Source organism: Parafilimonas sp., assembly GCF_051953455.1.
In the GTDB taxonomy this organism is placed as follows: domain Bacteria; phylum Bacteroidota; class Bacteroidia; order Chitinophagales; family Chitinophagaceae; genus Parafilimonas.
Genome location: NZ_JBQCIT010000019.1, coordinates 1 through 26216, shown reverse-complemented (window position 1 = coordinate 26216; position 26216 = coordinate 1). Strand labels below are relative to the sequence as shown.

Below are 26216 nucleotides of genomic sequence, written 5' to 3'. Positions count from 1 at the left end.
GAGCAGGAATATTTATTTCGCCGGCTCGTCTTTCTCTTCAACAGTGGAAACTTTATCTCTTTCACTGTTAAATTCACGTATGCCTTTTCCTACGCCTTTCATCATTTCAGGAATTCTTTTTGCGCCAAAAAGTATGAGTATTACAACTGCTATGATCAGTATTTCCTGGAATCCCATAATTGAAACTATTTAGGTATAAATTAATATACTTTCCGGCAGCCGCTGCATTCCAATCCTTTGCAAAAGCAAGCATTTAAACCGGTCAGCTTTACGTTAGATATTGTAACAAATATAGTCTGTTTGAAAACTACCCGTTATTTTGCCGGGTTAAATTTATCATATCAAATTTGCTTGTATGTAAAATGAATATAAACATCTTCTCCTTCATTAAACTGTAAAAGCAGGGTCTTTAGCCGGTTAAAAAATATTATTATCATAATCGCTGTTAAGCTGGATAATATCCGGCGCATGCACATAATTGGTATTATACCTGAACTGTATGTTGATGGTAATTCTTGCCAGGAATTTTGATAAGCCTTCCGGTATTTTTGGGAAATACACAAACCTCAGTTCCGCTGTTTTGAATACAAGGTTTTCATTCCTTGTTCTTATGCCGCCGCCCAGGCCATAGTACCAATCGGTAACAGCGGGTTTATCTTCCGCTGTTACGGCAGCAACGTCAGCAAAGCCAAAAGGAGAGAACTTAAATCCAAAAATTTTGAAGTTGGTAAAAGTAATGGTTTCAGAGTGCAGGCTAAACCTGTCTTCTCCCAACACAGAATCAGCTTTAAAATAACGGATGCCAAACGGATTATTGATGCGTAAAGGTTCCAGGCCGGTGCGGTTAAAGAGATGCGTATAGGAAATGCGGGCATACTGGCGCATCTTAAAATTCTTAAACAATACAGCCCTGCTGAATGCGGATGCCCCCACAAGTAAAGCACCGTCCTGTAATTTCCCTTTGTTATAAAAAGTACCGGCACGCAGGAAATACTGCACGATGTCGCCTTTTTTATAAACACTGTAGAGGTTGGCGTCAACACCGGTATAAGGCCGGGAAAGAAATGATTGTTTATACCAGCCGCCCGTGAGTGACACGTTATAACCATAGGGCACATCTTCCGTATTGCCAAAGCCATACAGGTAATTGGTTTTGTAAAACTCCTGTTTAAAAAAAGTGAACTGGCCTAAAACCGCCTGCTTATCATCAAACCTGAATATAAGTTTATCAACCGCCTGCTGCGGCGTTTTTATAAAATTGGTATTCATGTATCGGATACTCACAAAATGCCTGTCGAGATGTTTATGGTTGATCGCATATTTTTTTATACCGAGGTTATAACCGATCCATGCATCAAAAAGCCGGTAATGGTAATTGTAAAAATCAAAAGGCTGCTTGTTGTAATTATTAAAGGTTTTGAAATCGCCGATCGTTAAACCTCCGGCAAAATGTTTGTATTGCGAGGCAAGGTTTCGCTGGAGGGAAAAATAGGTGGCTTGCTCGTCGGTAGTGCGGTTAAACAAATCCTGGTTGATGGTTGAATACCCAACAGATGCATCAATAAAACTATGCGCTATATTAAATTTTGTATAGGATAAGCCAATGCCTGCAGTGGGTTCTCTTTCTTTTTCCGCAAGAAAAGTAAGCCGGACACTTTGGGCTGCCCCAAAAAGGTTTACATCTTCTGCGGTTGCCTTAAACCTGCCGGTGCTGGCCCTGTTAAGTACGCCGTTAATACTAAAAAGGTCTTTGGTAATTACATAAACATCCACAGAATCGGGCGAACCGGTTTTAGGCTGAATAATAATGCGTGCATCCTGTATATAGTCGAGTGTACGTAAAAAACGTTCATTATCGGCGAGCAGGTAAGCGGCAACAGGGGTATTTTCTTTAAAGAAAAGGTTATCTCTTATTGCCCATTCCTTGGTATTATTATGCAGGCTGTTTAAAAGCCTGGTTCCGAAATAGTCAATTGATTTTGATGTGTCTGCGAAGGTTTTTTCAAACTTAAAGCGGTTAATGATAATGTTCCGGATGATTTTGCCTTCATATTGTTTAAAAGCGACCTCACTTTTAGTAGTAAGCAATTCCTGACGGTTAAGCCTGGTAATGGAGCTTGTATCTTTATGCTTTCTTTTTATAAGCTTCAGTGCATGGCTGAATATATTGCTTTTTGAGGTGGTTTGAATAGTATCCTTATTCTGGGCACCGGCATAAAAACAAACAAGCAGCATGCAGATTATAAGAGACAGCTTATAAATATCGTTCACTCGTTATAAGGCGGTTAATAATTAAATTGTATAATCATTTTCAAGTTAAGCAATCTGTTGAAGCAGATTTAAAAATTCATTACGGCTTATCATTTCAGCGCCCAGGCTTTCCAAATGTTTTGTATAAACCTGGCAATCTATTAAAACAACGCCTTCCTGCGCCAATTGCTTTACGTAGTTTATAAAAGCAAATTTGCTGGCATTGGAAATATGGCTGAACATGCTTTCCCCAAAGAAAACCTTTCCCATTTTTATGCCATATAAACCGCCGGCAAGTTCATTGCCCTGCCAGGCTTCCGCACTATGGGCATATCCCTTTTTATGCAGGTTAACATAAGCCTGTTCCACTTCATTCGTTATCCACGTGCCCTCATGATCACGTTTTACCGTTTTACAATTCCTAATAACTTCTTCAAACGCCGTATTTGTTTTAAACTGAAAATTGTTATTATGTAAAACCTTCTGCATGCTTTTACTTATTTTAAGATTACCCGGAAATAAAACAAAGCGTGGATCGGGACACCACCAAAGCGGCAGGTTGCCTTCAAACCAGGGAAAGATTCCCCGCCTGTAAGCGAGCAGCAATCTCTCTTCACTAAGATCGCCGCCCATGGCGAGCAGGCCATCTTCTGTAGCTGCAGTGGCAGGCGGAAACCATAATTTATTGTCCAGTACGGTCAGGTACATAAAAGAATGCTCTGGTGATGAAATTCAGATTGCAGCAGACAGGCGGTAAATAAATCCTTTTTTGGATAAAAGCAAAACTAATGTTCAACCATTTCTTCAATAGTTGCATTTATGCCCCGGTTGATGATGGCTTCACGCATAGGATTAAGGGTTTCATAATCACCCTGCTTAACGGCATATTTTCCCTGGAAATGAATAATGAAAGCGCATTGTTCGGCTTGCTCTGTGGTGTGGCCGCAAACCTCCACAAGGGTCTCAATTACCCAGTCAAACGTATTTACCTCATCATTCCACACAATGAGGTTATAGGACGCCGCAAGCGTATCTAACAATTCTGTGTCCACATCTTCTTTTACCTGCGCTGAATTGTTTATACCGGTAATCATAATGCAAATTTAGTTTAAGCCACATAAATAACGTCTTGTTTTACGCTAAAAAAGCAGATGCCATACGGTTTTTTTGCTGCATATCTTTTTTGATCTCAACTGAAGTAAAGCCTTTCGAACGTAATAATGCCGCAACCTGTTCACCCATTAATTCATTTATTTCAAAGTACAATCGCCCGGGACGTTTGAGATGCTGCAGCGCAAAGCCGGCAATAATCTTATAAAAAAGCAGCGGATCGTCATCCGGTACAAACAGAGCTTTGTGTGGCTCATATTGCAAGACATTTGGTTGCATTAACGATGATTCACTTTGAGTGATATAAGGCGGGTTACTCACAATTATGTCAAATTTGGGAAAAGTAGCCGGCGGATGGAAATCAAGAATATCAGCTTCTAAAAAATGAACAGGTGCATCATTGGATACAGCATTTTTTGTTGCTATCTCCAAAGATTTTTTACTGATTTCCAATGCATAAACATTCGACAGCGGTAATTTTTTTTTAATTAAAATGGCAATACACCCGCTGCCAGTTCCAATATCTAAAACAAAAGGGGCTTTTAAACCGGAATTATGAGAATTCTCCAGGATTAATTCCACCAATTCCTCTGTTTCTGGACGCGGGATTAAAACATTTTCATCTACATAAAAAGAGATACCAGCAAACCATGATTCATTAATAATGTATTGAATAGGTGTGTGTTGCAGCAATTTATCAATATTTTTTCTAAGATTAATTACCTGGTTTTCTGTAAGTGCCTTATCTTTATAAATTACTCGTTCAGACCTTGAAAAACCGGTAAGTTTTTCCAAAAGCAGGTTTGAAATATTGGGTGCTTCCCGCTGATCATATATTGTATCTAATGCTGATCGTAAAATTTTACCTGCTTCAGAAATTGTCATAATGCAATGCTATTAATTATTTTTGACAATGACCGCGGATGAAATATACATGCAGCGCTGCATTCAACTGGCAAAGCTCGGAGCGGGCAATGTTGCCCCAAACCCCATGGTTGGCGCTGTGCTGGTTTATGAAGACAGAATAATAGGCGAGGGGTATCATCAAAAATATGGCGAAGCACACGCTGAGGTAAACTGTATAGCTTCGGTACAAACTGCAGACCGGCGATTTATTGAAAAATCCACACTGTATGTTTCACTGGAACCCTGTGCGCATTTTGGTAAAACACCACCATGCAGCGACCTTATCGTCAGGTATAAAATTCCAAAAGTGGTAATAGGTTCCCGCGATCCTTTTAAAGAAGTTGACGGCAGGGGAATTGAAAAATTAAAGGCTGCCGGAACAGAAGTTATGACCGGCATATTGCAGGATGCCTGTAAAAACCTGAACAAGCGTTTCTTTACATTTCACACTAAACAACGGCCTTATATAATTTTAAAATGGGCGCAGACAGCTAATAAAAAAATAGCAACAACCGACAACAAACGACTAATAATCAGTAACAATATAACAAACAGGGCTGTTCATAAATGGCGTTTTGAAGAAGCGTCCATCCTGGTGGGAACCCATACAGCAGCGATGGATGATCCATTGCTTACAAACCGTTTATGGACGGGAAAAAATCCGGTAAGATTAATCATCGACAAGAACCTCAGGCTGCCATCTTCTTTAAAAATATTCAATAATGAATCGCCGGTAATTGTATTCAATTATGAAAAACAAACCCTTGAACCTAACGATACCGGAAGCATTACAAACAAAGTTTATTTTTTCAAAATTGAAAAAAGCAAAAGCCTGGTTCAGCAAATTGGCGATGTCTGTTATCAATTAAATATTCAAAGCATCCTGGTAGAAGGCGGTGCAAAATTATTACAATCGTTTATTGATGAAAAGCTGTTTGATGAAATCAGGATTATAACCAACCAGGATTTGATTATTGATGAAGGCCTTGCAGCTCCATCATTTGGTGGTTTATTAAAGCCATTTGATAGCTTTACTATCAAAAATGATAAAATAGATTTTATCCTATAATTAATATTATGTTAAGTTGAATATTCTAAAAAGTGATTTATATTTTATCGACCTCTATTTATAAATTTCCACGCACAATTTTTGAATTGTATTCATCATAACATTTTAAGCGGTTATATCTTAATCATAAAATAAATAGTATGGAAAACTGGAAACAGTATAAACGAAAAGGATTATCGGAAATGCGGCCATATATAAAGGGCGAAGATCTTACGGGTGTTTCGGTAAGCAAGGAAGACAATCCCGAAACAGATATGGGCATGATTGCCCGTAATCCCAAAAATTATGAAGATAAATGGTATGTGGCCCGGAAATATTTTGAAGATAATTTTGAGGAGGCGTAACCTGTAATTTCTAACGGGAACCAAATAAAAAGAGCTGGTTAATTTAAACCAGCTCTTTTTATTTTCAATAATTAAACTTACTTAAATGTATTAAACAGTTCATCGTATTTTTTATACAATGCATCGTATTTATCATAGTCGGCAGAATTACCACCAAACTTGGTTCTGTCCCTCTTCCAAAGATAAATCTGGGCGAGGAAATTTACTGTATGATTCAGGTTGGCGGTTTCAAGTCTTTCCCTGTCCTGCTTTGCATTGAGTATAGTAAAAGCTTTTTCAAGCCATTGTGCTGAAGAATCGGCATAAACACCTTCTTCTTTTGCTATTTCATCGCGTTTAGCTTTTAATGGGGCGGATTCGCCTGTATAGCTGTGATAGCGGTCATCTAAAGTTTCAAAGGCATAATGATAATAATATCCTGCGCCAAATGCATATAATCCATTGGCACCATTGGTTGCATCAAATGCTTTACCATAAGCCCGTGCTGCGGCAAGTTTCATCTGAACTTTCTGAGCACTGTCTAAACCATTTAGCTGCGCAGAATCGTTAGTGGCAAACGCTTCAGCATAACCCACAATCTTTTGTTCGTCCATGCTGCCCGCAGCGGCTTCCTGTTCATATTTCTGCAAAAGTTCCGATAAGCTTGAATTGGCGGTCATGTTGCTCATTTCATACTGAGACCACGTTGCATTATTATTTGGATACAATTCTTTTGCAAGTGCAAGATATTTTTTAAAAGAAGCATCATCTTTCTTATCCATGGCATACTGGATCAAAAACTGGTAAATGCTTTCATAGTCTTCGCCGGTAATTTTTAAATCGGCCAACCTTGCATAATATTTGGCTGCAGAATCAATTTGCTTGGAATTCTGGGCGGCAACGCCGGTAAACAAAACCATTGTAGTATCTATCGTGGAAGTGGACTGGGTCATTTTATTATCTATCATTACCTGTCCCAGCCTTTCAGCTTTTGAAAAATATTTAAAAGCGCTATCCCAGGTTTTGTTTTTCCAATATTCATTACCTCTTACAATATACCCATTATAAACACTGCTTAATCCATTGGAGAAATTGCCTTCTTTCATTTGTTTTAAAGAAGGATCTATTTGCTGATATTGACTAAAAGCATCCAGCGCTTCAGCATCGGCATTCGGATTTTGTGGGCCCATGGCTGAATCCCCATACATCTGCCCATACACATACATTTTCCACAGCAAGGCTGTTGGCTTATCCTTTTCTTTAAGTTTTGGATTATTCACCATTTTATCAACCTCCTCCTTAGCCTTATCAAACTTTTTTTGTTGTACATACAGCGCTATAACATCGCCATCCTGCGCCATAAGGTAACTAAGTGAAAATGAAAACGCAATCAATAGAATTATTTTTTTCATCATTCTTTATTTAAATTTTATTGTTAACCAAATTTATAGTTGTTATCTGTTAATCAATTTTTAAACGGTTGCATTTTCATCCTTATCATTCTCCGAATTATTGTCGCTGCCCTCCTTATTTTCACCTTCTTCATTATTATCGTTCTCCATAATATCGCTTCCAGCTTCGGTGATGATAATATCATCATCTGCAGCATCATTAATTTCGGGTTCTTCTTCCTGTTCATTCAGTTTGGTGATGGCGGCTATTTCATCCCCTTCATCCAATCGTATTAATTTAACACCCTGCGTGGCGCGGCCGGCTTCTTTTATATTTTTAACTGATGTTCTTAAAATAATGCCAGACTTACAGGTGATTAATAAATCTTCGCTTTCTTCAACATCGAGAATGCCTACAAGGCTGCCCGTTTTTTCTGTTACATTGATGGTTTTTACACCTTTGCCGCCCCTGTTGGTAATGCGGTATTCATCAATCCTGGTACGTTTGCCAAACCCTTTTTCACTAACAACCAAAACCGTTTTTGCAGTTTCGTTCCTTTGGACACAAATCATACCAATTACTTCATCCTTTGCATTATCTACTTCAATTCCGCCAACGCCAATGGCGCCGCGGCCTGTCGCTCTTACTTTCTCTTCTGGAAAACGAATAGCCCTGCCGCTTTTTACGGCCATCATTATTTCAGAACTTCCATCGGTTAACCGTGCAGTGAGCAATTCATCTCCTTCCAAAATGGTAATGGCATTAACACCTGTGGCCCTTGGCCTGCTAAAGTCTGCCAGCGCCGTTTTTTTAATAACACCTTTCCTGGTACACAGCACTATATTGTGCCCTTCAACAAACTCCCTGTCTTCAAGGTTTTTAACGTTCATAATGGCCCTCACTTTATCACCCTGCACTAACTGCACCATGTTCTGAATTGCCCTGCCTTTACTTTGCTTTTCGCCATCCGGCACTTCATATACCTTAAGCCAGTAACATCTTCCCTGCTGGCTAAAGAACAGCATAGTATCATGTGTGGAAGCAACAAACAAATGTTCTACATAATCTTCATCCCTTGTTTTGCTGCCAATGGCGCCACGGCCACCGCGACGTTGCTGGCGGTATTCAGATGCACTGGTTCTTTTTATATAACCCAAATGCGAAATGGTGATTACCACATCTTCTTTTTCAATTAAATCTTCAATGCGCATTTCGTTGGCCAGGTACTGAATTTCTGTTTGCCTGGGCTTACCGTATCTTTCTTTTACTTCCAGTAATTCTCTCTTTATAAGATCATACCTTAATTCTTCACTGGCAAGCAAGGCTTCCAAACCGGCAATTTGCTTTTGCAGTTCTTCGTATTCTTCCTTGATCTTTTCACGCTCCATACCGGTAAGGCGCTGCAACCTTAATTCAAGGATGGCTTTAGCCTGGATTTCATCCAAACCCCAGCCTGCATTTATTAGATTTTCTTTTGCAGTTTCAGGTGTGGGTGAATTTCTTATTAACCGTATAACTTCATCCAGGTGATCTATGGCAATTAAGTAACCATTTAAAATATGCGCCCTTTCCTGTGCTTTTCGCAGTTCATAGTTGGCGCGGCGAATAACCACCTCCATCCTAAAATCAATAAACTCGCTTATAAGCACTTTTACATTTAGAGTCTTTGGCCTTCCCTTACTTAATGCAACGTTATTAATACCATAGCTTGTTTGCAGTTCGGTATATTTATATAATTGATTGATGATAACGGTTGCAACGCCATCACGTTTCAAATCAATTACAATACGGGTGCCTTCTTTCTTATTGCTTTCATTATTTACATGTGCAATGCCTTCAATTGTTTTATCATTTACCAACTGGCCAATGCGGTCGGTTAACGTATCGCGGTTTACCTGATAAGGCACAGCCGTAATAATAATTTGTTCACGGCCGCTTGCTTTTGTTTCCACATGGCATTTACCCCGCAGCACTACCCTTCCCCTGCCGGTAAGCATGGCCTGCTGCACACCATCCATGCCGTAAATAACGCCGCCTGTTGGAAAGTCCGGCGCTTTTACATATTTCATTAAATCTTCTGCTGATATTTCCTTATCGTCAATATGTGCAATACAACCATCGATAACTTCTGATAAATTGTGCGGCATCATATTCGTTGCCATACCCACAGCAATACCGCTGGAACCATTTACCAGCAACTGCGGAATACGTGTGGGCAATACAACGGGCTCTTCCAGCGAATCATCAAAGTTTAACTGGAAATCCACGGTCTCTTTTTCAATATCATCCAGCATGCTTTCTGCCAAACGCTCCAGTCTTGCTTCTGTATAACGCATGGCCGCAGGCGGGTCGCCATCGGGGCTGCCAAAGTTTCCCTGTTTGTCAACAAGTGTGTGGTTCATGCTCCACTCCTGTCCCATTCTCACCAGCGCATCATATACAGCGCCATCACCGTGCGGGTGATATTTACCCAGCACCTCTCCCACTATACGGGCGCATTTTTTATAAGGACGGTTATAACTTAAACCCAGTTCATTCATCGCATATAAAATCCTGCGGTGCACTGGTTTAAAGCCATCACGCACATCGGGTAAGGCACGGCCAACAATAACCGACATTGAATAATCAATGTAGGCCGTTTTCATTTGTTCTTCAATATTTACCTGGATGACGCGATCGTTATCTGCAGTTTCCTGCGGTAGTTGATTTTCTTCCATTCGTTATTTACATGTAATATAAAATCGCTAAAAAAATAAAGCCCGCAAATTTAATGATTTATATGCTGTTTAAGGGTTAAAACGGAGTATTTTTTGCACGTGTGATGTTAATAAAATTCACCTCGTTTCCTGCGATTTACCTGGAGCGATGCCCCCTGTTTAATATTATCATAAAACCTGCCACTGGTAGTTACGAATATCCTTAATCAGGCTTCGATATTTATTTATTTTACGCTGCACTTAAAAGATTTTTTAAGGTTACCAGCAATGGTTTTTTATGGCATCACGGTTGTGTCACAGCACTTGTACTGTAATATTTTATTGCGGCTGCGGGTTGTGAATGAAACTGCTTTATTTTTTGGATTAACCGCGAAATAAGATAAAGAAAGTCAGGCCGCATTACAGTGCAACAGACTTCCAACAATCAGCCACCCGTATTCAAATTATATAACATTTTTCGAAGCCGGGCATCCCTCAACAAAAGTAGAAAGCGAACGAGGGTGGGGGCTCTACACCTTCTGTATATCATACACTACCACCTTGCTCCAAAGCCCGCTGTAATTTTTAATAAACTCCTGGTGAATGGGATGACTTTGATAATTAGCCTGGTCGGCCAGTGTATCAAAAAACATTAATTCAGAAACTGCCCATGAAGCATCCACCACATCGCGTTTTTCAGTATCGGCAACAATGCCCACCTGCAACTCTTTTATTTCGGGAATTTTTGATAAGGTCTTTACGCCTTCCACCAGTTTATCGCGGTCTTCAGCAGAACCGTCATTCTTAAGCCAGAAAAAAACATGATGTGCTATTTGTTTATTTTCCATATTCGAAGATTTTGCATTTACGGCCAATGCAGTGGCGCCTGCTGCAGATGTAAGTATAAATTTTCTGCGGGATGATTTTTTCATGTAACGATTTATTTACTGCGATAAAAATTGTACGCAGGTAAATATAATGAGTCGATAAAACCGTTTAAGGTTTTCCGCTAAATTTTTAACCTATACAGGCCACCATCAACCCTTTGGGTTTAAACGACGGCGCTTATAATGTTTGCTTCTAACAGAACATTCCTTAATCATTAAAATCATCCTGCGAAGTGTAATGATGAATGCCTTCGAGCACGCCTTTGGCCAATGGCTGCCTGGCAAAATAGGCCTGCCGGTTATTTTTAAGTGCCTGCATTTCGGCGCTGTAATTGGCTACCACTATTCCTCGAATTCTTCCGCGCACCATATCAATATCATTACCGCTATTACCGGCAGTTATAAATTTTTCCAAAGGCAGTTTCCATTTATTACTCAGGTACCGCACGGCGCTGCCTTTGCCCGAACGAAATGGCAGCAGGTCAAGATAACGGTTTTCAGTAAGCAATATCTTAGCCCTTAGCTTACGGTCATTCAAAAATTTATAGAGGTTTTGAAGATCAGTTCTTGTAAAATCTTCATCCACATAATAACTAAGTTTAAAAGGCCATTGTGCATCAGGGCCCTGCAAATGAATGCCTTTAAATGATTCAAGCACCCTTTTTAATTCTTCGCGCTTCCACTGGCGGTTAATATAGTTTTCATAACCATAATCAGGAATAAGTTTATCCGTATAATAAATTTCCGATCCGGCTGAACAAATCAGCACATCAAAATCTTTTATGTTCTTACTGTGCAGGCCATCCAGTGTTAACTGCCTGTTTCTGCCACTGGCAACGCCAAAGATCATTTTCTCCCTGTTATTTTTTATCCATTGCAATAATTCGCCGAGGCCTTCTGTATTATCTTCTTCAAACAGGGTTCCGTCAATATCTGAAACAAAGGCCATTTGCGCAGCCGATAATTTTTTACCATACGCTGTTTTAGGCACATAACTTTTTTCGCCGGTATGCTTGCCTTCTAAAACCTTGCTTAGAAGCTCAACATATTTATTGGCATGTGTTTCCCAGGAGTAATCTTGCGTAGAGGCTTTAATGCCATTGCCAGAATATTCTTCCCATAAACTCTGGTCGGCAATTATCTTTTTTAATGCTGCTGCAATAGCAGCAGGATCTTCCACGTCAACTAAAATTCCGTTATTGCTGTTCTCAATAATCTCTTTCGGGCCGCCGGTGGGCGAAGCAATAACAGGCAGACCACAACCCGCAGCTTCAACGATGGTAAGGCCGAAATTTTCGCCTGGCGTGGCATTTACAAAAACACCTTTTTTACGGGCAGCAATCCGGTAAATTTCCGGCACCTCAAATTTGGGGTCATTCTTTTTTGGGATCGCCATTTTACCATACAAGTCATACTTATCTAAAAGCAATAAAAGATTGGTAAGTATTTCCTGCTCATCAGGCGGCATCTGTGAAATATCTTTTCTTACCCCGGCAAAAATGGCGAGATTAGCCATTGCCTGTAACTCTTTATCTTGTCCGTAAGCCTGTATAATAGTTTCAAAATTCTTTCTTTTATCGGCGCGGCCAATGGAAAGCACCAATGGTTTTGCAGGCTGGAAAAGAAAGCGTTCTATTTCCGAATTCACGCGGTATAATGCCTGTTCCTGTTCGAGCGTTAAATTGTAAGAAGGCATATCGAGCCGGTAAAAAGGAAAGAAGATATGACTGTTTACGCCTGGCGGAATCACATGAAATTTTCCCAAAGCTTTATTATCATAAAGCTTGTACTGGTCTTCAATAATATAGTTAGTGCTTGTAATAATGGCATCGGCAGTTTCAAGGTATTTTTCTTCTTCTTTGATGCGCCGTTGCATGTTAAACTTCTCATTAATCTTTTCCTCTGTCATGCCCTGCTGCAGCAGAATATTTTTTTTATTGCGGCCAAGTGAATGGGCGGTTGCAAAGAATGGTATGCCAAATACTTCACTCAACTGGCCGGCTATATAAATGCCATCAGCATAATGGCCGTGCACCACATCGGGCATATCTTTTTCATGCTCTATAAATTGAATGGTCCGGTCAACAAATTCATCCAAATGATCCCATAGCGATTCCTTCTGCCGGTAATTATTGCCGCCACATGTAATGCGAACAATACGGGCTTTATCATTTACCGTTTCAATATCTTTTCCATAATCAGGAGCAACCCTTTTATCAATAATCTTTCTTGTAAACAGGTCTGCTTTTCTTACCTGCGGATGTTGTGATAAAGTTTCCAGAAGTTCCAATACGTACTTCACCTGCCCTCCGGTGTCTTTATCTCTCCCTATCTCTGGTTCATGATACCGGATTAACCCATGTGGGCTGAATAACTGTATGTAATATTCTTTCATGTAAGCTTCAAAAGTAACTAATCCTCATAAAATTAGATATTTGTGATAATTCAAAAGGTTGCAAAACAGATTATATGTATTCAGGCTCTGGTTTTAATGAATGGGAAATTGGCGATATAACGGTACTGATCCACAATGGCGTTTATCATTTATTTCATCTTATTATACCTAATCACGATTATATAGCACATGCTGTTTCAAAAGATGGCATGTCATGGCGGCGCACAAAGAATGCCTTGTTTGTAGGCGATCCCGGCGATTGGGATGATGATATGTTATGGACGATGGATGTGCGTGAAGCCAACGGCAAATTCATTATGTATTATACCGGCCTGCAGAGAAGAGACCGTGGCGTAATTTCAAGGATAGGCTTTGCGGAATCAGAAGATTTAATCACCTGGAAAAAAACGGATAGACCGGCTTTATATATTGAACCACCCGGCATATATTACGAAAGTAAGAAAGACAACCCAAGGAAGTGGCTAAGCTTTCGCGATCCCTTTCGTTTTGATTATAATGGTGATACTTATTTGATTGTATGTGCACGCCGTAATACAGGGCCTTTATCAAGAAGAGGTTGTGCCGGTCTTATAAAATTAACCGCAGATGGCGCTGAGTTTCTGCCGCCGTTAATTCATCCCATGGCCTACGATGATATTGAATGCCCGTGTTTGTTTGAATTACATGGCCGTTTTTATCTACTTGGTTCAATAAGAGAGGATATAAAAGTGCGCTATTGGTTTTCACCGGAATTTTTGGGGGAATACCATTCCTTTCATTCCGATGTGGTATTGCCGCTTGGCAATTACGCTGCACGAACGGTGCAGGATGGAGAACATCTTCTGGTGTTTAATTTTTTTTATGCCGGCACTGTAGACAGGCTAAGGGTATTGCCGCCGCCAAAGCAGTTTGATACCGATGATAAAGGAAGATTATTATTAAAAACATATTATCGCTGGCAGCAAATGGTAGCAGGCAGCGTGCGGCAACAGGATATAAAAGATGTTAAGTGTTTATTCAATAACCCTACAGCTTCGCTTTTTTTAAACGACGATAAATGGGTATGCGGATCAAGAAGCGGTTATGAAGTGTTTTATTTCAAGAAACCATCCACTGCTTTTATTTGGGAAGGAAGAATAAATGTGGAAGGCATGGGCAAGTTGGGCATTGTTACAGATATCGATGGTGATGGCAGCGGCTATTATATCTCATTTGATGTATCCAACGGTGTTGTGAAAATAAGGACCTGGGGATACAACCCCAATAACTTTAAAAGCAATTTTGTTTTTAATGATATACAGGCGGGCCTTTTTAAAGTAAACGAAGACAGGAGTTTTCATTTCAGCCTGCTGAGCTATGGGAATTATATTGAGGTTTCGGTTGATGGCATTGTAAAACTTACATTGATTGATTATACTTATTCAGGCGAATTTATAGGCTTATATTCTGCGTCATCGGTAATATCGCTGCAGGATTCCGTTATAAAAATCCTGCCTGAACCCGAAGAAGAATATGCCAGCCAGGAAGAAACGCAAAAAACCATTGAGGCGCAACGGGAAGTTTAAAAAATAAAATTTATGCCCGCTGTTTTTATTCCGGAACATGCTTGAAAAGCCAGTCATAATCAGGTGTATCCTCTATGTTATGGCACTTATCCCTGCTTGTTTCTATTTCAACCAGCGGAAAAAAATATGGCACTTTGGTTTGCCAAAATTCGCCATCGCATAAGCCATCGTCTTTGTAAGGCCTGAAATAAGCCCGATTATACCAACCGAGTATTCTGCTATATAAATTGTGCTTATTGTTTGCGGGCGTATATACTTTATCAACCTTCAAAGTATTAATAGATAAAAAAATACAAAGTGCAATTATTTGCCAGGAGGCAAAAGCCAGGTTAATAATGCCTATACCTTTAGTCCAGCCAATACGGCCGAACACCCAAAATGCAAGAAGGTTAAGTAAAAGGCTGATAACAAAAAAATAAAAATCAGTGATGTAACCGTTTAATGAAAGTTTGGTAAGCATGAATATGCCTACAAGTATTGTAAAAATATAGGAAGACAGGAACAGTAATCGCTTCATCAGTTGCCGGTTTCTTGTTGCAAAACAACCTTAAATTTAGCTATTCCTGTTATTAATTTTTGCTTTGTGCCGGCTATCAATCGGCTATTGCAGAACAATTTAATTTTTAAACAACAAAATTTGACTAAACCTGTTTGGTGCCTGCCAATGACCTCACTCCTTCTCTCCCGGTTTATGCATAATTAATTTATCAATCAGTTCCTGTACAACAGCAGGCTCCGCTTTTTCTACAAGATGGTATTGTTTTGAAGTTTTATCATCCATCCACATATTGCTGCCATCTTTATCACTAATAATTATTTTGCCCTGCTTCACCGTGTACCAGTCTTTATAACCTTTCACACCAACCAGTACAGCCGTCTCATCCCAACTCTTCCTGCCGGCACTATCTTCTTTTGCCTGCGGAATTGAAATACGGAAAACATCCTTAACCGGGCTTTGTGTAATAGAATCATTTTGAATAAGCGGGATGCCGCATTTTATCTTCTCTCCTATTTCAAAACCTGAAAACAATACAGGCGCAGGAAAATGATCGAACACATATTTAGCAGCTATAAAATCACGGTTAATATTAAACTCACTTCCCGAAGGAAATTTACCTGCCATGCTTACGAGTTGCTTTACCTTTTGTTGTACCAGTTGTTCACCGTTCAATGGTGAAAACATATCAGCCTTCGATTGCAACAAGTTTTTAAGATTGGTCAAAAAGCCAACTGTAATTATAGTTACGCTATTGTTTGGTTGAATGGCTAAAACCCTGCGGTATAAGGCCACGGCATCCGGCACATCCCTGTTGCTGTTCACAGCATGCGGATAATTTTTTACTACTGAATCAGTCCAGTGCTGAAAATCACGTAGCTCAAGCGCTTCACCTTTGGGAACGGCTATTGGTATGTTTGGCCTTTTAAAATATGTATTGAATGCACTAAATACGGCAGCGACATCATCATATTTGGTGCTGGCAATGGTGGCAAGAATGTTAACCTCACCTTTATCAGCAAAAGCATGCAGTAATGCAATGGCGCCCACATCATCATAATCAGGCCCCATATCAGAATCAAATATTACAGAAACAGGTTGCGCATTCATAAAACCTGATAACAACATGCAAATAATAAGTGTAGAAGTATTCCGCATTGCACAAATTTACAGGTTAAAGATAATAGGAGTTTTGAACCCGGAAAGGGTAAGATGCGTGTTAAGCAAAAATTAATTCAAACATTTTTTTAATTTTATTTCACCAGCATTTATCTCTGTATTTTAGCATATGGCAATAACGAAATATACCGTTCGTGTTTACGGTATTTTATTGGATGATAATAGTAGGATTTTAGTGAGCGATGAATTTATCCGGGGCGATTATTTTACCAAATTCCCGGGCGGCGGGCTTGAGCTGGGCGAAGGCACAAGAGATTGTTTAAAGCGGGAATTTAAAGAAGAGACAGGGCTTGATGTTATAGTTGGCGATCATATTTACACTACGGATTATTTTCAGCAGTCGGCATTTAATGCATTCGACCAGATAATTTCAATTTATTATTTTGTACAGGCTGAAGGATTAAATGAACTGCAGGTAAAAACAAAGGTTTTTGATTTTGAATTACATCAAATAGCAGATCCGAAGGGACAAAGCGAAGTACTGAGATGGGTTGAATGGAATGAGCTTACTGAAGAATCTGTATCATTACCAATAGACAAAATTGTTGTACGCTTTTTAAAAAATACACACCGCTAAAAACACACTCCAATGGATAATCTGGTAACCGGGATACACCACGTAACGGCGCTTGCCGGCAACCCGCAAAAGAATATTGATTTTTATGCAGGCATTTTGGGATTGAGGCTTGTAAAGAAAACCGTAAACTTCGATGCGCCTGAAGTATATCATTTTTATTACGGCGATGAGATGGGTGAGCCCGGCAGCATACTTACTTTTTTCCCTTATGGCAATATTGCCAAAGGCCGTCATGGCAAAGGCATGCTGAATACAACTTCGTTTTCCGTACCGATGTCGTCTTTTGATTACTGGCAGGAACGGTTAAAAAAGTTTAATGTAAATTTTAAACAGCCACAGCAGCGGTTCAACAATGAAGCCTACATTTATTTTGAAGATGAAGACGGGCTTGGCCTTGAACTGGTGTTTAATGATAAAGATGAACGCAAAGGATTTTCTTATGGTTATATCCCAATTGAATATGCTGTAAAAGGTTTTTACAATGTTGAAATTTGGGAAGAAGGCTATGAAAGAACGGCGGCGCTGCTTACCGAACAATTGGACCATAAACTGATAAGCGAACAAAGCAACCGCTTTCGTTTTGCAGCGCAGGATGCGCCCGGCAATTATGTAGATATAATTTGTGCGCCCGATAGCTTGCGGGGGCTTGGCGGCGGCGGCACTGTTCATCATATTGCATTTGCAACGGCAAATAAGCAATCGCAGGAAGCTGTGCGGGAAAAAATTTCTCAGCGTATGTTAAACCCTACGCCTATTCTTGACAGGCAGTACTTTACTTCCATTTATTTCAGGGAGCCGGGTGGTGTTTTGTTTGAAGTGGCAACCGCAGATCCGGGTTTTGCTATTGATGAAGATAAAGCGCATTTAGGCGAAGCTTTAAAATTGCCTGAATGGTATGAACCACATCGTAAAATAATTGAGGAGGCTGTAACGCCGGTAAGTTTCAACGCAGAAAAATTTGCCTGATATGCATCAGAAAAAAATAATCACAAAAGGCAAAGCTTTAAATGAAGCAGAAAAGGCGCTGGTAATGATTCACGGCCGCGGCGCATTTGCCGAAGACATACTTTCACTGGCCGGTTATTTTGATGTAAAAGATTATGCATTGCTGGCACCGCAGGCAACGAATAACACCTGGTATCCTTATTCTTTTTTAGCGCCGCCACAGCAAAACGAACCCTGGCTTTCTTCGGCATTAGATATTTTGAAACAGGTTGAAGCGGATATTCTTGCTGCCGGCATTCCATCACATAATATTTATTTTCTTGGTTTCTCACAAGGCGCCTGCTTAATGCTGGAATTTATTACACGTTATGCCCAAAAATGGGGCGGCGCTGTAGCATTTACCGGTGGCCTGGTTGGCGATAAAATCTATAAAGAAAATTACAGCGGCGATTTTTTGCAAATGCCCTTGTTTATAGGCAGCAGTGATCCCGATATGCATGTTCCTGTGGAAAGAGTACAGGAAACAGTCACGGTTTTAAAAAATATGCATGCAGATGTAACTGTAAAAATTTACCCCGGCATGGGGCATACAATCAGTACGGATGAAATTGAAAAGGCAAATACCTTGATATTTAAATAGCCTGTTAAGTTAGTAAAGCTTTAGAAAATGATGCAGCTTGTTAGCATGCTTAGTAGCTATTTCCTTAAGATGGCCCGGTGTTAAGGGCTTTACAATATAACCGCTTATTTGGTGTTTGGAAACAAGGTTAAAATCATCAATAGACATGCTTGAAGAAAGCACATAAACCGGAACATGAATGTTTTCTTTAGCCTGCCATGCATTAAGCCATTTTATAAATTCAACGCCGCTCATTATAGACATGTACAGGTCTACAAAAATAATATCAGGAAGATCAGTTTTATTATGCAGCAAAAATGTTTTTGCCTGTTCGCCATCAGTTTTGGCAACCACTTCTTCTGCAAAACCATTAAGCGTAAGTAACCGTTCAGAAATATTAATGGCTATTACATCATCATCAACAAAAAGCGCTTTTTTGAACACAGGCATAAATTAATTGGTGTTTAAGAAAGTCCTTAGTGTTTATTCAGTTAATTTTTTATTTCCGCAGGCAATTATACAAATACACTAATTCTTAAACCTCTTAATTAACCCCTGGTTTTATAAATAATCAAAATCCTGTCCAAACATTTGGCATGTTTAACTTAAATCTGGTTTTCATGTTCATGCTTTTATTTTAAAAATTGTGTTTGGCAGACACTTAGTCGGGAAAAATTAATTGCAGCAAACTAAAATTATCTGCAAGTATGCACCAAACAATTTGCGAAGCAAGGCTTAACATTCGTAATACCAGATGTTTTTCAGCGATTAAAAAGCAAATGTAAAATAAGAATACGCTTCTGTAGTTTTTTAGATAAGATTTAAGATTTTTAAAATCGAGACCAGTAATTAAGGTACCACGAAAGTTTCGCTGTTTTGCTAAAACAGTTTTAAGGTACAAATAATAATGCGTAACTAAAAATATAACCAGTTGAACAAAGCCTGCGGGAAAGCGCCAACAATGACGATAATTGCTGCGAGAATAACTAAACCTAATTTAAAACTTTTGCTGATGCTTTCTGTTTGTGGTTCCCCGCTTTTAAAATACATCGCCTGTATAACACGGAAATAATAGTAAACGCTTATGGCTGCAAACAACACACCCGCTACAACAATCCATGTATAGGTTCCGGTTTTCATAATGGAAGCAAGCATATAATACTTGGCAAGAAAGCCGGCTGTTAAAGGAATTCCGGCAAGTGAAAACAGGAAAATAGCATTCGTAGCCGCCAGCACCGGCTGGGTTTTGGCAAGCCCGTTATACCCTTCAAATGTTACATCTTTCATTTTTACCAAAACGGCAAATAAACCAATAGTGGCGAGGCAATAGGCAACAGCATACATTAATAATCCTTTGCTGGCATACTCATTGATACTGAAAAGGGCAAACAGCATAAAGCCTGCCTGCGAAATGCTGGAATAGGCAAGCATGCGCTTAACACTCTGCTGAAATATGGCAGTGATGTTGCCGAACAATAAAGTAAGTATGATAATAATGGAAAAAATCAGTTTCCAGTCTATTGCTGTTGATGTTACGCTCATGCGCACATAACACAATTTAAAAAACGCTATAAAGCCTGCTACTTTTACAATAGTTGCCATGAATGATGTAACCACTGAAGGTGCTCCGTCATATACATCAGGCGTCCAGAAATGAAATGGAGCAGCGGATACTTTAAAGCACATAGACACGAGAAGAAATAAAAGCCCTACTATTTCAAGAAAAGAAACGCCATGGTAAAGGTTAGATTGCAGGCGGCTTGATTCAAGCAAAAATGTTCCCGTGCCGCCATACATTAATGCAATACCCATGAGCATTAAGCCGGTTGAAAAGGAACCCATTAAAAAATATTTAAGCGCCGCCTCATTGCTTTTGAGATTACGCTTATCGCTTCCTGTAAGAATATATAAGGGTATGGTGAGAATTTCTATGCCAAGGAATAACATCAGCAGGTTATTGTAAGCGGATAGCAGGCAAACGCCGCAAAGCACAAAAAAGATAAGTGTAAAAAATTCGGCAGTATATCTGCCAAGGCGCTCAATATCCTTCCCCGTAAGCAATACATAAATTAATGTTGAACCAATGGCAATGGAATTAAACACAAATCCAAAACGGGTGTAGGCAAGCATTTTGCCCGAATCAATATGAAAAAAATCAACGCCGTAGGTATCAAAAATATTTGCTGCAAGCAGTACAAGCAAACCAATGGCTGCAATATGCCTGTAACTTGATTGGTTCTTTACAAGAAAACTGCAAAACATCATTATTATTCCCCAGCCTGCTGAAAATATAATTGCATTCATAATTGCTGCCTGTTAAGAAATTTTGGTGATAAAAAGTTGTACGGTTTCACGCGTTAAGTCAATCATTGGCTGCGGGTAAAACCCAAAAACTATTACCAAAATCACTAATATTACCAATGCTGCATTCACATTAAAGCTGCTGTCGTGTGCATGCTCTGTTAATGCAACGGTATTACCATAAAAAACTTTCCGGATCATATTAAGCGTATATACTGCGGCCAGTATAATGCATATAATTGCGGCGCCTGCCATAACAGGGCTGTAGTTAAACAAACCGCTGAACATAAGGAACTCCCCTACAAATGCATTGGTTAACGGCAATGCAACATTTGCCAGGCACATTATCACAAACAATATGGCGAGTGTTGGCGCTTTTTGGGCAAGGCCGCCGAGTTCACTAAACTTTCTTGTGCCCAATTGTTTTTCTATTACGTCTACCACTATCCACAATCCTATAATGTTTATTCCGTGATTGAACATTTGAATGAACACGCCTTCTATCCCAGCCTGCTGTTTCGCAAATAAAGCTGCACACATTAAACCAATATGAGCGATGGAGGAATAAGCAATCAGCCGCTTCATATCATCCTGCTTAACGGCAATCAGCGAAGCATACAGCATTCCTATAACGGCAAGTATAATAATGATTGAACTATTAGATGATGAAGCCTGCGGGAACATAGGCAACAGCCAGCGGATTACGCCAAACAAACCCATTTTTACCATTACGCCGCTCAGTATCATCGTAAATGCTGTAGGCGACTGTTCATACGTATCGGGCTGCCATGTATGGAATGGAAATACAGGCATTTTAATAGCCAGTGCAATAAAGAATAACCAAAACATCCACTGCGTTTGTGCGGCAGTAAGGTGAGCGTTATAAAAAGATTTAATTGCAAAAGAATGATCAGGTGTGTGGAAGTAAACAAAAATAATTGCCACCAGCATTAACAGCGAACCCACAAATGTGTAAACAAAGAATTTGAAAGTAACCTGTATGCGCTTTTCGCCGCCCCAGATGGAGCAAATAAAATAAGCCGGTATTAAAGCCAGTTCCCAGAAGAAGTAAAAAAGCAAGGCGTCCATGGAAAGAAATACACCAAGCATTCCGGCCTGGCATAAAAGCATAAGACCAAAGAATTTGCCGGCATCAGGATAATGATCTTTATAAACAGCTATTAAAATAACCGGCATGGAAACGGCTGTAAGCAGGGATAATATTTTGCTCAATCCATCAAGCTCTAAAGTAATGCGGCTTCCGAGGTCGGGCATCCATGATATATCATAATGCAAAAGATCAGCCTGGTTTGTATAAATGCCGCCTAATGCAACGGCTAACACAATCAATGAAACAATTAAAGAAAATGCTTTAGCCGAACTTTCATTCTTAATAAATAAATTTATTAAGCCGCCAATAACCGGTATAAGTATGAGTAATAAAGCGATCATGTTTTATTTAAAATATTTTTTGAAAAAAGCCGGTTATCGTTGCCTGATACCAAAACGCCAGCCACAATATCAAAATAGAAAAGATCATTAAAAGAATATAAGTGCCCACTTTACCATTCTGCACCAGCCTTAACCTTCTCGATGAATATTGTACAAAACTGCCCACGCCATTTACAAAGCCGTCAATACCTGACTTCTCAATTACATTTTTAAAGAAACCGCCAAGTGCAAGCAAAGGGTTTACAATAACAGCATCATACAACTCATCAATATACCATTTGTTGGCAAGCACTTTACCCAGGCCTTCGGGTTCATTCAGTTCCGGCTTCTTTGCATATTTGGTTAGGGCAATGATGGCTGCCAGTAATGCAACGCCAACAGATATACCCATCAACATTAATTCCGTACCATGCGCTATTTCATGTTCATGCTCTGTTGTTAATACCGGTGACAAATAATGGTGCAGTTGCTGGCTGCCGCCAAAGATAGCAGGCACATTAAAAAAGCCGCCGCTAAAAGCAAACACAGCAAGAATAATGAGTGGAATGGTTATGGCTGCCGGGCTTTCATGCAAATGATGTTTCTGCTCTTCTGTGCCGCGAAATTCACCAAGAAAGGTAGTAGCATATAAACGGAACATATAAAAAGCCGTCATTCCTGCACCGATTACACCAAGCACCCAATAAACCGGGTTCTTTGCATAAGCTGCCGCCAATATTTCATCTTTTGAAAAGAAACCGCTGAATGGCGGAATACCGGCAATGGCAATACAGGCAATTAAAAAAGTCCAGTGTGTTACAGGCATATATTTTTTTAACCCGCCCATATTGCGCATATCCTGCTCATGATGTAAAGCATGGATAATAGAACCGGCGCCGAGAAACAGTAGGGCTTTGAAGAAAGCATGCGTCATTACATGAAATACGGAGCCGGTATAAGCGCCAACGCCAAGACCTAAAAACATATAACCCAACTGGCTTACCGTTGAATAAGCCAATACTTTTTTAATATCATTTTGTTTGATGGCAATTGTTGCTGCAAACAAAGCCGTAGCGATACCAATAATTGCCACCAGGTTTTCAGCAATGGGGCTTAAAGAATATAGTGCATTACTGCGGGCAACCATATAAATACCTGCGGTTACCATTGTGGCGGCATGTATCAATGCGGAAACAGGTGTTGGGCCGGCCATGGCATCAGGCAGCCATGTATATAAAGGAATTTGTGCGCTTTTGCCCATTGCGCCAATAAATAATAAAACCGTTATGCCGGTAATATCTGTTGGAGTAAGGTTTGAAACGTTTGCAAAAACATCTGTATAGTTTGCTGTGCCCAGTTTAGATAACAGCCAGAAAATGCCTAATAAAAAACCGGCATCGCCAATGCGGTTCATGATAAATGCTTTATTGGCCGCTTTATTATAATCGGTATTCTTAAACCAATATCCAATCAACAAATAAGAACAAAGGCCAACGCCTTCCCAACCGATGAACATAATAACATAATTCGCGCCCAGCACTAACAAAAGCATGGAGAACACGAAAAGGTTGAGATAAGAAAAATATCTTGCAAAATGATCGTTGGTTTCATCATGCATGTATGAGGTGGAGTACACATGAATGAGGAAGCCTATACCGGTAATAATTAAAAGAAAAAGTGATGATAGCTGATCAACCTGGAAGGCAAAATCAATTTTAAAATTGGCAACATGTATAAAAGGATAGAGTGGCTGCACGGCAAGCGCCCCGCCTGCCCTTACATCTAAAAATAAAATTACACTTACTATAAATGAAGCAAGCACGGCCCCACACCCAATAATACCTACAAGGCTTTTGGATAACGAGTTTCTGAAAACGCCGTTAAGCAAAAAACCAATTAAAGGAAAAAGCGGAACTAAGTAAGCCATAAGCTATAAAATAGTTTAAATCCAAAAACCTAATCAAACCTGCCCAACTCTCCTGGGACTGGGGTTTTTAATTTTTCAGCCTGTTTAAAAAATTCACATCGGTTGAATGTACATTCCTGTACATCATTACTATAATTGCCAAACCCACACTTACTTCTGCCGCTGCCACTACCATTATAAAGAAAACAAATAACTGGGCATCTGTGCCGGTAGTAATAACGGCCTGCGTTCCTTTATTATTAGCACTGCTTATAGCATAATGCATTTTTGAAAATGCAACCAGCAAAAGGTTCACTGAATTAAGCATTAGTTCAATGCACATAAAAATAATAATGGCATTGCGGCGTATTAATACGCCGGTAACACCAATGCAAAAAAGCGCTGCAGCTAAAATTATATAATACTGAATTGGCATGCCCTAAATCCCTAAAGGGACTTTTAAGCCTAAGCTCCTGATAGAACCTAAGCAGTTAATAAATTAATTTCAATTTTGCTCTTGCCTTAACTCCCTTTAGCGTTGGGGCTTGAGCTTCTTACTCCTTCTTCCCAATCACCACAGCGCCCACCATTGCACTTAAAAACAAAATACTGCTTAACTCAAAAGGAATTACATAATCCTTAAACAAAACCTTACCCAGGTTTTCAATCAAACCAATATCTCCGGTATTCATTAAAGCCTGGCTGTCTTTTATTTCCTGGGCCGAACGAACGGCAGAAACAAACACCGTTAATAATAAACAACCTGCCACAACACCGGCCAGTTTAACCAGTGAATTTTTCTGAGGCTCGGTCCTGTTGTTTAAATTCATCAACATTATTACAAATAAAAACAGCACCATTATGGCCCCTGCATAAACAATTAAGTTTACAATGGCAAGAAACTGTGCATTTAATAGAATGTAATGCCCGCTGATGGAAAAGAAAACTACAATAAGCCAAAGCACGCTGTGAACCGGGTTTTTGCTTACCAGTACCATTAATGCGCTGAACAGTGCAAGCGCACTTAAAAACCAGAATAATATTTCTGTAGCAGTCATTCGTTTATTTATTCTTTTTGCTGATTTCCCTTAAACCTTTTGCCTGAGCATATTCTTCAGGTTGTGTTACAGGATCAGGAATCAGTAAATCTTTTTTATTATAGATAAAGTTTTTACGGTTATAAGCAGGTGGTGCATGCGTTTCAGATAAATAAATCGCATCCTTCGGGCAGGCTTCTTCGCAAAAACCGCAGAAAATACAACGCAACATATTTATTTCATATTTGGCTGCATACTTTTCTTCACGGTATAAGTTTTCTTCGCCGGGCATGCGTTCTGCCGCTTCCATGGTAATGGCTTCGGCCGGACAAGCCAGTGCACATAAACCACAGGCAGTGCATCTTTCCCTTCCCTCTTCATCGCGGTTTAAAATTTGAACACCACGAAATACCGGGCTGTAAGGGCGTGTTTGCTCAGGATATTGAACCGTTGCTTTTTTCTTGAAAAAATGTTTTATCGTAATGATCATTCCCAGGAAAATATTCCATAAGTAAATGCTTTCCAGGAAAGTCATCGGCTTACGGTTTACCGGTTTCGCTCTATCAGTTAATGTTGTCATTTCTAAAAGTTCAAAAGTAAAAATTCAAAACTCAAAACACAACGTTTGTCAATAAAACCTTTTTAATTTTTGAATTTAATTTTTTGTTTGCCAGCTACATATCATGGTTCATCTTCGTTGTGTCACTCCCTTGTACAGTTGATATGCTATTCAGCTTTTTCACGCTGTTTTATCAATCTTCCTTTTTTACGTTCAGCCATCCATTTCACCGCAAGAAAAATTACCAGCATTCCCACACTTATATATATTAACATGTCCTGTATTTCCGGGTAAATCGATGCTAAAAAGAAGCCGCCAAAAATTAATATAATAAGTGTCACCCGCAGAATTTGTAACAAAACCTGCGTTCTTTTTGGCAACGATTTATCTAAAAAAATATTCATTTTTCTCACTTATTCATCCATAAAATAACAGCCCCTGTAATAACCATATTTGCCAGTGCCAGCGGAATTAATTTTTTCCAGCCGAGGTCCATCAACTGGTCATAACGAAACCTTGGCACCGTCCACCTGATCCACATAAACAGGAATATAAAAAACCCAATCTTCAGCA

At 39.6% G+C, this 26216-nt stretch carries 26 protein-coding genes; 6 read left to right on the top strand and 20 right to left on the bottom strand.

The window, feature by feature from the left end; translation table 11 throughout:
* Nucleotides 1-12: 12 nt before the first annotated feature.
* The 5 genes from tatA to prmC form a co-directional block, all read right to left on the bottom strand.
* The gene (gene tatA, locus ACTHN6_RS08035) at nucleotides 13-177 is read right to left on the bottom strand and encodes a twin-arginine translocase TatA/TatE family subunit (RefSeq protein ID WP_440435227.1); all 165 of its coding nucleotides are present in this window, start codon (nucleotides 175-177) and stop codon (nucleotides 13-15) included.
* 240 nt (nucleotides 178-417) lie between these two features.
* Complete coding sequence (locus ACTHN6_RS08030) at nucleotides 418-2271, bottom strand: hypothetical protein (protein WP_440435226.1); 1854 nt, start codon at nucleotides 2269-2271, stop codon at nucleotides 418-420.
* A 45-nt stretch (nucleotides 2272-2316) separates the two neighbouring features.
* Nucleotides 2317-2958 (bottom strand): leucyl/phenylalanyl-tRNA--protein transferase, encoded by a 642-nt coding sequence (aat, locus tag ACTHN6_RS08025; protein ID WP_440435225.1) that lies wholly within the window; start codon nucleotides 2956-2958, stop codon nucleotides 2317-2319.
* A gap of 77 nt (nucleotides 2959-3035) precedes the next feature.
* On the bottom strand, nucleotides 3036-3344 hold the full coding sequence (locus ACTHN6_RS08020; RefSeq protein ID WP_440435224.1) for an ATP-dependent Clp protease adaptor ClpS: 309 nt from the start codon (nucleotides 3342-3344) through the stop codon (nucleotides 3036-3038).
* A 40-nt stretch (nucleotides 3345-3384) separates the two neighbouring features.
* Complete coding sequence (gene prmC, locus ACTHN6_RS08015; RefSeq protein ID WP_440435223.1) at nucleotides 3385-4245, bottom strand: peptide chain release factor N(5)-glutamine methyltransferase; 861 nt, start codon at nucleotides 4243-4245, stop codon at nucleotides 3385-3387.
* A 49-nt stretch (nucleotides 4246-4294) separates the two neighbouring features.
* Between prmC and ribD the strand changes: the two genes are divergently transcribed.
* Both ribD and ACTHN6_RS08005 read left to right on the top strand, forming a co-directional pair.
* Nucleotides 4295-5335 carry a bifunctional diaminohydroxyphosphoribosylaminopyrimidine deaminase/5-amino-6-(5-phosphoribosylamino)uracil reductase RibD gene (ribD, locus tag ACTHN6_RS08010; protein ID WP_440435222.1) on the top strand — a complete coding sequence of 347 codons (1041 nt, stop codon included), beginning with the start codon at nucleotides 4295-4297 and terminating at the stop codon, nucleotides 5333-5335.
* A 140-nt stretch (nucleotides 5336-5475) separates the two neighbouring features.
* Entirely contained in the window at nucleotides 5476-5679 is a 204-nt protein-coding gene (locus ACTHN6_RS08005) for a hypothetical protein (protein ID WP_440435221.1), read from the top strand.
* A 77-nt stretch (nucleotides 5680-5756) separates the two neighbouring features.
* On the opposite strand, the gene ACTHN6_RS08000 is transcribed toward ACTHN6_RS08005, so the two are convergent.
* The 4 genes from ACTHN6_RS08000 to ACTHN6_RS07985 all read right to left on the bottom strand — a co-directional run bounded on the left by ACTHN6_RS08000 (nucleotide 5757) and on the right by ACTHN6_RS07985 (nucleotide 13028).
* Nucleotides 5757-7073 carry a hypothetical protein gene (locus ACTHN6_RS08000; RefSeq protein ID WP_440435220.1) on the bottom strand — a complete coding sequence of 439 codons (1317 nt, stop codon included), beginning with the start codon at nucleotides 7071-7073 and terminating at the stop codon, nucleotides 5757-5759.
* A 57-nt stretch (nucleotides 7074-7130) separates the two neighbouring features.
* Nucleotides 7131-9767, bottom strand: coding sequence for a DNA gyrase subunit A (gene gyrA, locus ACTHN6_RS07995; RefSeq protein ID WP_440435219.1), 2637 nt, complete (start codon nucleotides 9765-9767; stop codon nucleotides 7131-7133).
* A gap of 509 nt (nucleotides 9768-10276) precedes the next feature.
* Nucleotides 10277-10678, bottom strand: a complete 402-nt coding sequence (locus ACTHN6_RS07990; protein WP_440435218.1) for a Dabb family protein — start codon at nucleotides 10676-10678, stop codon at nucleotides 10277-10279.
* Between the two features lie 163 nt (nucleotides 10679-10841).
* Nucleotides 10842-13028 (bottom strand): HAD-IIB family hydrolase, encoded by a 2187-nt coding sequence (locus tag ACTHN6_RS07985; protein ID WP_440435217.1) that lies wholly within the window; start codon nucleotides 13026-13028, stop codon nucleotides 10842-10844.
* A gap of 74 nt (nucleotides 13029-13102) precedes the next feature.
* On the opposite strand from ACTHN6_RS07985, the gene ACTHN6_RS07980 reads away from it, so the two are divergent.
* Nucleotides 13103-14593 carry a glycosyl hydrolase family 32 gene (locus ACTHN6_RS07980; protein WP_440435216.1) on the top strand — a complete coding sequence of 497 codons (1491 nt, stop codon included), beginning with the start codon at nucleotides 13103-13105 and terminating at the stop codon, nucleotides 14591-14593.
* 25 nt (nucleotides 14594-14618) lie between these two features.
* Here ACTHN6_RS07980 and ACTHN6_RS07975 read toward each other — a convergent pair whose 3' ends face one another.
* Both ACTHN6_RS07975 and ACTHN6_RS07970 read right to left on the bottom strand, forming a co-directional pair.
* Nucleotides 14619-15110 (bottom strand): hypothetical protein, encoded by a 492-nt coding sequence (locus tag ACTHN6_RS07975; RefSeq protein ID WP_440435215.1) that lies wholly within the window; start codon nucleotides 15108-15110, stop codon nucleotides 14619-14621.
* 153 nt (nucleotides 15111-15263) lie between these two features.
* The gene (locus tag ACTHN6_RS07970; protein ID WP_440435214.1) at nucleotides 15264-16247 is read right to left on the bottom strand and encodes a nucleoside hydrolase; all 984 of its coding nucleotides are present in this window, start codon (nucleotides 16245-16247) and stop codon (nucleotides 15264-15266) included.
* Between the two features lie 130 nt (nucleotides 16248-16377).
* Here ACTHN6_RS07970 and ACTHN6_RS07965 point away from each other — a divergent pair, with 130 nt between their 5' ends.
* The 3 genes from ACTHN6_RS07965 to ACTHN6_RS07955 are packed head-to-tail and all read left to right on the top strand — an operon-like array spanning nucleotide 16378 to nucleotide 18430.
* On the top strand, nucleotides 16378-16845 hold the full coding sequence (locus ACTHN6_RS07965) for an NUDIX hydrolase (RefSeq protein WP_440435213.1): 468 nt from the start codon (nucleotides 16378-16380) through the stop codon (nucleotides 16843-16845).
* 12 nt (nucleotides 16846-16857) lie between these two features.
* Complete coding sequence (locus ACTHN6_RS07960; RefSeq protein ID WP_440435212.1) at nucleotides 16858-17811, top strand: ring-cleaving dioxygenase; 954 nt, start codon at nucleotides 16858-16860, stop codon at nucleotides 17809-17811.
* Between the two features lies 1 nt (nucleotide 17812).
* Nucleotides 17813-18430 carry an alpha/beta hydrolase gene (locus ACTHN6_RS07955; RefSeq protein WP_440435211.1) on the top strand — a complete coding sequence of 206 codons (618 nt, stop codon included), beginning with the start codon at nucleotides 17813-17815 and terminating at the stop codon, nucleotides 18428-18430.
* A 9-nt stretch (nucleotides 18431-18439) separates the two neighbouring features.
* Here ACTHN6_RS07955 and ACTHN6_RS07950 read toward each other — a convergent pair whose 3' ends face one another.
* The 9 genes from ACTHN6_RS07950 to ACTHN6_RS07910 all read right to left on the bottom strand — a co-directional run bounded on the left by ACTHN6_RS07950 (nucleotide 18440) and on the right by ACTHN6_RS07910 (nucleotide 26208).
* Nucleotides 18440-18859 (bottom strand): response regulator, encoded by a 420-nt coding sequence (locus ACTHN6_RS07950; RefSeq protein ID WP_440435210.1) that lies wholly within the window; start codon nucleotides 18857-18859, stop codon nucleotides 18440-18442.
* Between the two features lie 465 nt (nucleotides 18860-19324).
* A complete protein-coding gene (locus ACTHN6_RS07945; RefSeq protein ID WP_440435209.1) occupies nucleotides 19325-20713 on the bottom strand; it encodes an NADH-quinone oxidoreductase subunit N in 1389 nt (462 codons plus the stop codon).
* A gap of 12 nt (nucleotides 20714-20725) precedes the next feature.
* Nucleotides 20726-22162, bottom strand: a complete 1437-nt coding sequence (locus ACTHN6_RS07940; RefSeq protein ID WP_440435208.1) for a complex I subunit 4 family protein — start codon at nucleotides 22160-22162, stop codon at nucleotides 20726-20728.
* A 7-nt stretch (nucleotides 22163-22169) separates the two neighbouring features.
* Nucleotides 22170-24068, bottom strand: coding sequence for an NADH-quinone oxidoreductase subunit L (gene nuoL, locus ACTHN6_RS07935; protein ID WP_440435207.1), 1899 nt, complete (start codon nucleotides 24066-24068; stop codon nucleotides 22170-22172).
* Nucleotides 24069-24135: 67 nt separating this feature from the next.
* Complete coding sequence (gene nuoK / locus ACTHN6_RS07930) at nucleotides 24136-24483, bottom strand: NADH-quinone oxidoreductase subunit NuoK (protein WP_440435206.1); 348 nt, start codon at nucleotides 24481-24483, stop codon at nucleotides 24136-24138.
* A gap of 118 nt (nucleotides 24484-24601) precedes the next feature.
* Nucleotides 24602-25105 (bottom strand): NADH-quinone oxidoreductase subunit J family protein, encoded by a 504-nt coding sequence (locus tag ACTHN6_RS07925; RefSeq protein WP_440435205.1) that lies wholly within the window; start codon nucleotides 25103-25105, stop codon nucleotides 24602-24604.
* A gap of 4 nt (nucleotides 25106-25109) precedes the next feature.
* Nucleotides 25110-25664 (bottom strand): NADH-quinone oxidoreductase subunit NuoI, encoded by a 555-nt coding sequence (gene nuoI, locus ACTHN6_RS07920; RefSeq protein ID WP_440435204.1) that lies wholly within the window; start codon nucleotides 25662-25664, stop codon nucleotides 25110-25112.
* Between the two features lie 146 nt (nucleotides 25665-25810).
* Nucleotides 25811-26047: a hypothetical protein gene (locus ACTHN6_RS07915; protein ID WP_440435203.1), complete on the bottom strand. Its 237-nt coding sequence runs from the start codon at nucleotides 26045-26047 to the stop codon at nucleotides 25811-25813.
* A 5-nt stretch (nucleotides 26048-26052) separates the two neighbouring features.
* Nucleotides 26053-26208: an NADH-quinone oxidoreductase subunit H gene (locus ACTHN6_RS07910; protein ID WP_440435300.1), complete on the bottom strand. Its 156-nt coding sequence runs from the start codon at nucleotides 26206-26208 to the stop codon at nucleotides 26053-26055.
* Between the last annotated feature and the right edge of the window lie 8 nt (nucleotides 26209-26216).